The 4,789-nt window shown below is 38.3% G+C and carries 5 protein-coding genes; 3 read left to right on the top strand and 2 right to left on the bottom strand.

The features are described 5' to 3' along the window. Positions 1-990 (top strand): hypothetical protein (locus JWR87_RS20010; protein ID WP_297823643.1); only part of this gene is annotated, 990 nt, incomplete at its 5' end. A gap of 217 nt (positions 991-1,207) precedes the next feature. Next, entirely contained in the window at positions 1,208-1,366 is a 159-nt protein-coding gene (locus tag JWR87_RS20005) for a lmo0937 family membrane protein (RefSeq protein WP_147201735.1), read from the top strand. Positions 1,367-1,517: 151 nt separating this feature from the next. On the opposite strand, the gene JWR87_RS20000 is transcribed toward JWR87_RS20005, so the two are convergent. Beyond that, positions 1,518-2,105 (bottom strand): glutathione peroxidase, encoded by a 588-nt coding sequence (locus JWR87_RS20000; RefSeq protein WP_297823640.1) that lies wholly within the window; start codon positions 2,103-2,105, stop codon positions 1,518-1,520. 153 nt (positions 2,106-2,258) lie between these two features. Then, positions 2,259-3,047 carry a DUF1080 domain-containing protein gene (locus JWR87_RS19995; RefSeq protein ID WP_297823638.1) on the bottom strand — a complete coding sequence of 263 codons (789 nt, stop codon included), beginning with the start codon at positions 3,045-3,047 and terminating at the stop codon, positions 2,259-2,261. Between the two features lie 145 nt (positions 3,048-3,192). Here JWR87_RS19995 and JWR87_RS19990 point away from each other — a divergent pair, with 145 nt between their 5' ends. Next, a complete protein-coding gene (locus JWR87_RS19990; RefSeq protein WP_297823636.1) occupies positions 3,193-4,758 on the top strand; it encodes a D-aminoacylase in 1,566 nt (521 codons plus the stop codon). Positions 4,759-4,789 lie beyond the last annotated feature (31 nt).

Raw genomic sequence — 4,789 nt, 5'->3', positions numbered from 1 at the left:
AGTAGAATAGCTCAGGAGAACGAGACTAAAAGACTTGCACAGGAGAAGGAAACTGCACGATTAGCGCAGGAAAACGAGACGAAACGGTTAGCACAAGAGAATGAAAACAAGAGAATAGCAGCAAATGCAAGTGCTGGAATGTCAGTACCCGATAATGACATAGCCAAAAAAGAAAAATTTGATAGCCTTATTGAAAGAGCAATCAAGGCAATGAACGCATCAGATTGGTCAAACGCATTAACCTTATACAACGAGGTTCTGGCATTAAACCCAACGCCGGTGCAACAAAGAGCCATTTATAATGAAATTATTGCCATTAAAAGAAGTATGGATAAGGTAAAGCCTAAACCGGCAGTAACTGGTGCTTCAAAGACAGGCACAGCAGTAAACAACGGGCAGTTATCAAAAGAGAATTCTATATCGAAACCGCTTTCTAAACAAGGAGAGGCATCATTGGTTGAAGGTGGTAATAAGAAAACGATCCCTACTCAAAATACTGCACCGGGTTCCACCATCAATAATACTGTAAATGCTGCTTCGGCTAATGAAAGTACCGACGAAACCTTACTTGTGGACAACACTAAAGAAAATGTAGAGTTTAGCAAAAAAGTAATGGCTCAATCTGCCTACCTCGATTTAACTGATAGTAATAATGATATAAAATTAACCTGCCAGGGAATAACTTCAAATGGGAAGAATACTTTTTTAAAGTTCCTTGTTCAAAATTCAAACCCAGATGCAGAATTTACTATTGGTGCGCTGAAAATGACTTATATCCAGAATAATGGAAATTTCAAGAAACTCAATCCTCGTTATATTTCCCCTGGTGTTACTTCGTCAAAGAAAGAGTTTCCGATTGTAGTGGTAACCGAAAGTCAGCCGGCAATTGCTCCTGATGAAGTTTTTGTTTTTGAAGTGGAGGACCAGTTAAAAAAGACAAAACTGACATTAAACATTAGCGGCGATAAATTTCTGAGTAAGGCACTTTAAGGCTTTTTACAATAATTGATATTATAGTTATTCGTGCAATCTTCTGTCTATTTTTTGTGTCTTTTGTTCAACAAAAAATAGGATTAGGAAAAATAAATAATTGAAGAAATGTGGGGGTTTTAGTTTTAAACGCAGCAACAATTATAATAGTGGGTGGCAAGGTATTTTTATATGAAGAATAACAAGTATTATTTTATAAAACTAAAAATTCTTCATTATGGGTAACCTTTTGTATGTAATCGCAGTAATTTTAATTGTTGCCTGGCTACTAGGCTATTTTGCTTTTCATGTTAGCAGCGGTCTAATTCACATTCTTTTGGTAGCCGCGGTTATTATCTTCCTGCTCAAACTAATTGGTGGCAACAGGAGCATCTAATTAAATTTTGAATTACAATATTAAAGGCGTTACTCATAGTAACCCTTTTTTTATGTCAGCTAGTTTCCATTTTCTTGCTTCCCCCTCTAAATAAATTTTCATTTTACTCTTCAATGCTAATGAAGAAAGACACCGTTATCGATTGTATTGCTTAACCAAGCTGGGCGGTTATATCAGTACTTAAAGGTTCTACTCCGGGACCAAAGTAATATGTTAACATGCCTTTCGTATTGATTAAGTATTTCGAAAAATTCCATTCCGGGGGTTTATCGTTCCAGCCATTTTTCTCTTTATGTGATAACCATGCAAATACTTCATTTTGATTATCTCCTTTAACTACTACACTTTTTTGAGCAAGCAAAAATGATACACCAAAATTTATGAGGCAAAAGGAAGCGATCTCTTTATCGGTCAATTTTTCCTGCTCTTTAAAATCATTAGCAGGAAACCCTATAACTACCACCTTGTTTTTATATAACTCGTGCAATTTCTTTAAATCACTTAATTGATTTGTATATCCGCATCCTGATGCCGTATTCACTATAAGAACATTCATTCCTTTAAATTCTTTAAAGTCGATTTCCTGACCATCTATCGATATTGCTTTGAGATTATAAAATGAGGTAAGGGGCTCGGTGTTATCCTTATTTTTTATAACACCAGCTTTTAAACCAAAAATTTTTCCCGCTTCCATTAATAAAGGATAAATTTTTTTTAAAATAGTTTGTCTTGAAGTCATAAGGCAAGAGGTTGTTTTGCGTGCGGACCTTTTAAATAAATTATAGTATATGGGAGCGAAACGTGGTGAACCTAACATTGCCTTCAAAACTGGTTCCACCCCTTTAAGTGTAGAAAAGGAAGCATGAAGACTTGTAAGGTAATACCTCATTTATTAATACTCCATTATATCCACTTTTCTAAAGTCCATTGGATGGCTGTTGGATTGAAGAGAAATATATCCGTCCTTAACTATATCATTGCCTGCAATAATTAGTTTTTTGGCTAAAGCATTTGAAGAGTCTAAACGCGGCTTCTCGTATTGAACAACTTTTTCGCCGTTTACAAAATGGGTGATCTTTCCGTTGTTTACATCAATTTCTGCGGTGATCCATTCTTCACCATGGAAGGTTTTTTTTAGGTCTGGCAATGTACAGTTAGAAGCGTTCTTTTTGCCGTTAACCTGTATTGTCATTCCTGAAATGCAGGCTTCACCTGTTGGACGCTCTTCTTTGCCGTTTCCACCATGACAATTAAATTCAAGGCAAACAGGGAAAGATTGTGTTAGTCCTATCGTTGACGGAGATTGACAATGGTATTGAATGCCTCCATCTTTAAATCCCCAGGAGGGTGCACCGGCAGTAGTGTTGCCTACAAATCTGTATTCTACTTTCAACCGATAGTTGGTAAACTTCTTATTATAGTATAAAGCGCCGAACCTGTTCCTGAAACTGTCATACTTGTCGTACCTAATACTTAAAATACCATCCTCGACCCTGAACGTATTGCCATAGTTTTCGCCTAAAGGAAGACCTGCTATTTTGGGTTTCCAGTTGTTAAGGTTTTTTCCGTTAAACAGAGTAACCCATTTCTTAGCATTCTTACTTTTTGTTGCAATAGTTTTAGAACTATAAGCTTGTAATAAAAACGGCAAAACCAGCACTAGCAGTCGTAGGTGTTTCATATTGTAATAATAACTTTAAAATAGGAAACAATAAAAGTTCGTGGAGGTTTTGAGCGAAGGATACAGCTAAGAGTTCCGCTTTTTAAAAAAAGTAAAACTCAACTTCGTACATCAACTACCGTTATCTTAGTTGCAAACTTTTTTCATGCGATTTCTCTTAGTCTTATTTCTTCTGTCTTTTGCAATTCCTGATGATGTGAGCGTGGACATTATTATTAGAAATGGAAAGATATTAGATGGCACGGGCAACTCATGGTACCATGCAGATGTGGCAATAAAGGACGGAAAAATCGTTCGCATTGGTAAAATTAAAAATCTAAAGGCTACAAAGGAAATAGATGCGACAGGCATGTTCGTGTCGCCCGGCTTCATAGATGTGCATACGCATATCGAGGGTGATGAAGATGCCAATCCGCTCGCCAGCAACTTTATTTACGACGGAGTTACCAGTGTTGTCACAGGAAACTGCGGATCGTCTAATGTTGACCTCAACAGATACTTTTCTAAGCTCGATAGTGTCAAGCTGTCAATCAACGTGGCTTCTCTTATTGGTCATAATAACGTTCGTAAAGCAGTGCTAGGTACGGCCAACAGGGAACCGACTGCCGAGGAATTAACAAGGATGAAAACTATTGTCGAACAGGCAATGACAGCAGGGGCCGTTGGCTTTTCAACAGGTCTTATCTACATTCCGGGTACTTATGCAAAAACTGCTGAAGTGGTTGCTTTGGCAAAAGTGGCTTCTGGATATAATGGTGTGTACGCCTCACACATCAGGGACGAAGCAGACAGTGTTGCCTTTGCAATAAATGAAGCTATACAGGTCGGAAGAGAAGCGAATATAGGGGTCGAGATCTCGCATTTTAAATTAAGTGGTCAACAAAACTGGGGAAGGTCCGACGAAACTTTAGGGCTGGTGAGGGAAGCGAGAAATGAGGGTTTGGATGTAACAATTGACCAGTATCCTTACACCGCCAGCAGTACTTCGCTTAGCACTTTACTGCCCGACAATGTATTATCTGACGGACAGGATTCTATAAATGCAAGATTGCAAAGACCGGAAGTGAGAAAGCAGATTTCAGAATACATGATCAAAAAACTGCGTAAGCGTAAACTGAAACATTTTAGTTATCCTGTAGTAGCATCGTTTAAAGCAGACACTACTTATAATGGTAAAAGCATTGAGCAGGTTAACCTGGTGAAAGGCCGTAAGCACAAGGCACAGGAAGAAGCCGAAACAATTATGGACATGATGCAGCAGGGTGGGGCAGGAATGGTGTTTCATGGAATGAGTGAAGATGATGTAAAGAACATTATGAAGTACCCTTTTGACATGTTTGCGTCTGACGCGAGCATCAGGGTGTTTAACAGTGGCGTGCCTCATCCAAGAGGGTATGGAACAAATGCAAGGGTTTTGGCTAAATACGTAAGAGATGAAAAAGTAATTAGTCTTGAGGACGCAATCAGGAGAATGACTTCGTTACCAGCACAAAAATTCAATTTAAAAGATAGAGGATTGTTGAAAGAAGGCTTTGCAGCAGATATCCTCATTTTTAATGATAAAGAAGTACAAGACTTGTCAACCTTCGACAAGCCGCATCAATACACTAAAGGGTTTAAGTACGTGTTGGTGAATGGCGAGATGAGCGTTGAAAACGGAATACAAAATGCGGTAAGAAATGGGAGAACATTGAAGTCTAATACTCTGTAGTTGTCATGCAATCGCCACTGGTTTTGCAAAG

The organism is Segetibacter sp., assembly GCF_025963695.1.
Lineage (GTDB): Bacteria > Bacteroidota > Bacteroidia > Chitinophagales > Chitinophagaceae > Segetibacter.
The sequence above is the reverse complement of the archived record's forward strand: the minus strand, read 5'-3'. Positions and strand labels throughout refer to the sequence as shown.

What these genes read in the sequence shown, in the direction of transcription:
- JWR87_RS19995 (WP_297823638.1), bottom strand. Translation starts at nt 3,047, where the DNA reads ATGAAACACCTACGACTGCTAGTGCTGGTTTTGCCGTTTTTATTACAA.
- JWR87_RS19990 (WP_297823636.1), top strand. Translation starts at nt 3,193, where the DNA reads ATGCGATTTCTCTTAGTCTTATTTCTTCTGTCTTTTGCAATTCCTGAT.
- JWR87_RS20005 (WP_147201735.1), top strand. Translation starts at nt 1,208, where the DNA reads ATGGGTAACCTTTTGTATGTAATCGCAGTAATTTTAATTGTTGCCTGG.
- JWR87_RS20000 (WP_297823640.1), bottom strand. Translation starts at nt 2,105, where the DNA reads ATGACTTCAAGACAAACTATTTTAAAAAAAATTTATCCTTTATTAATG.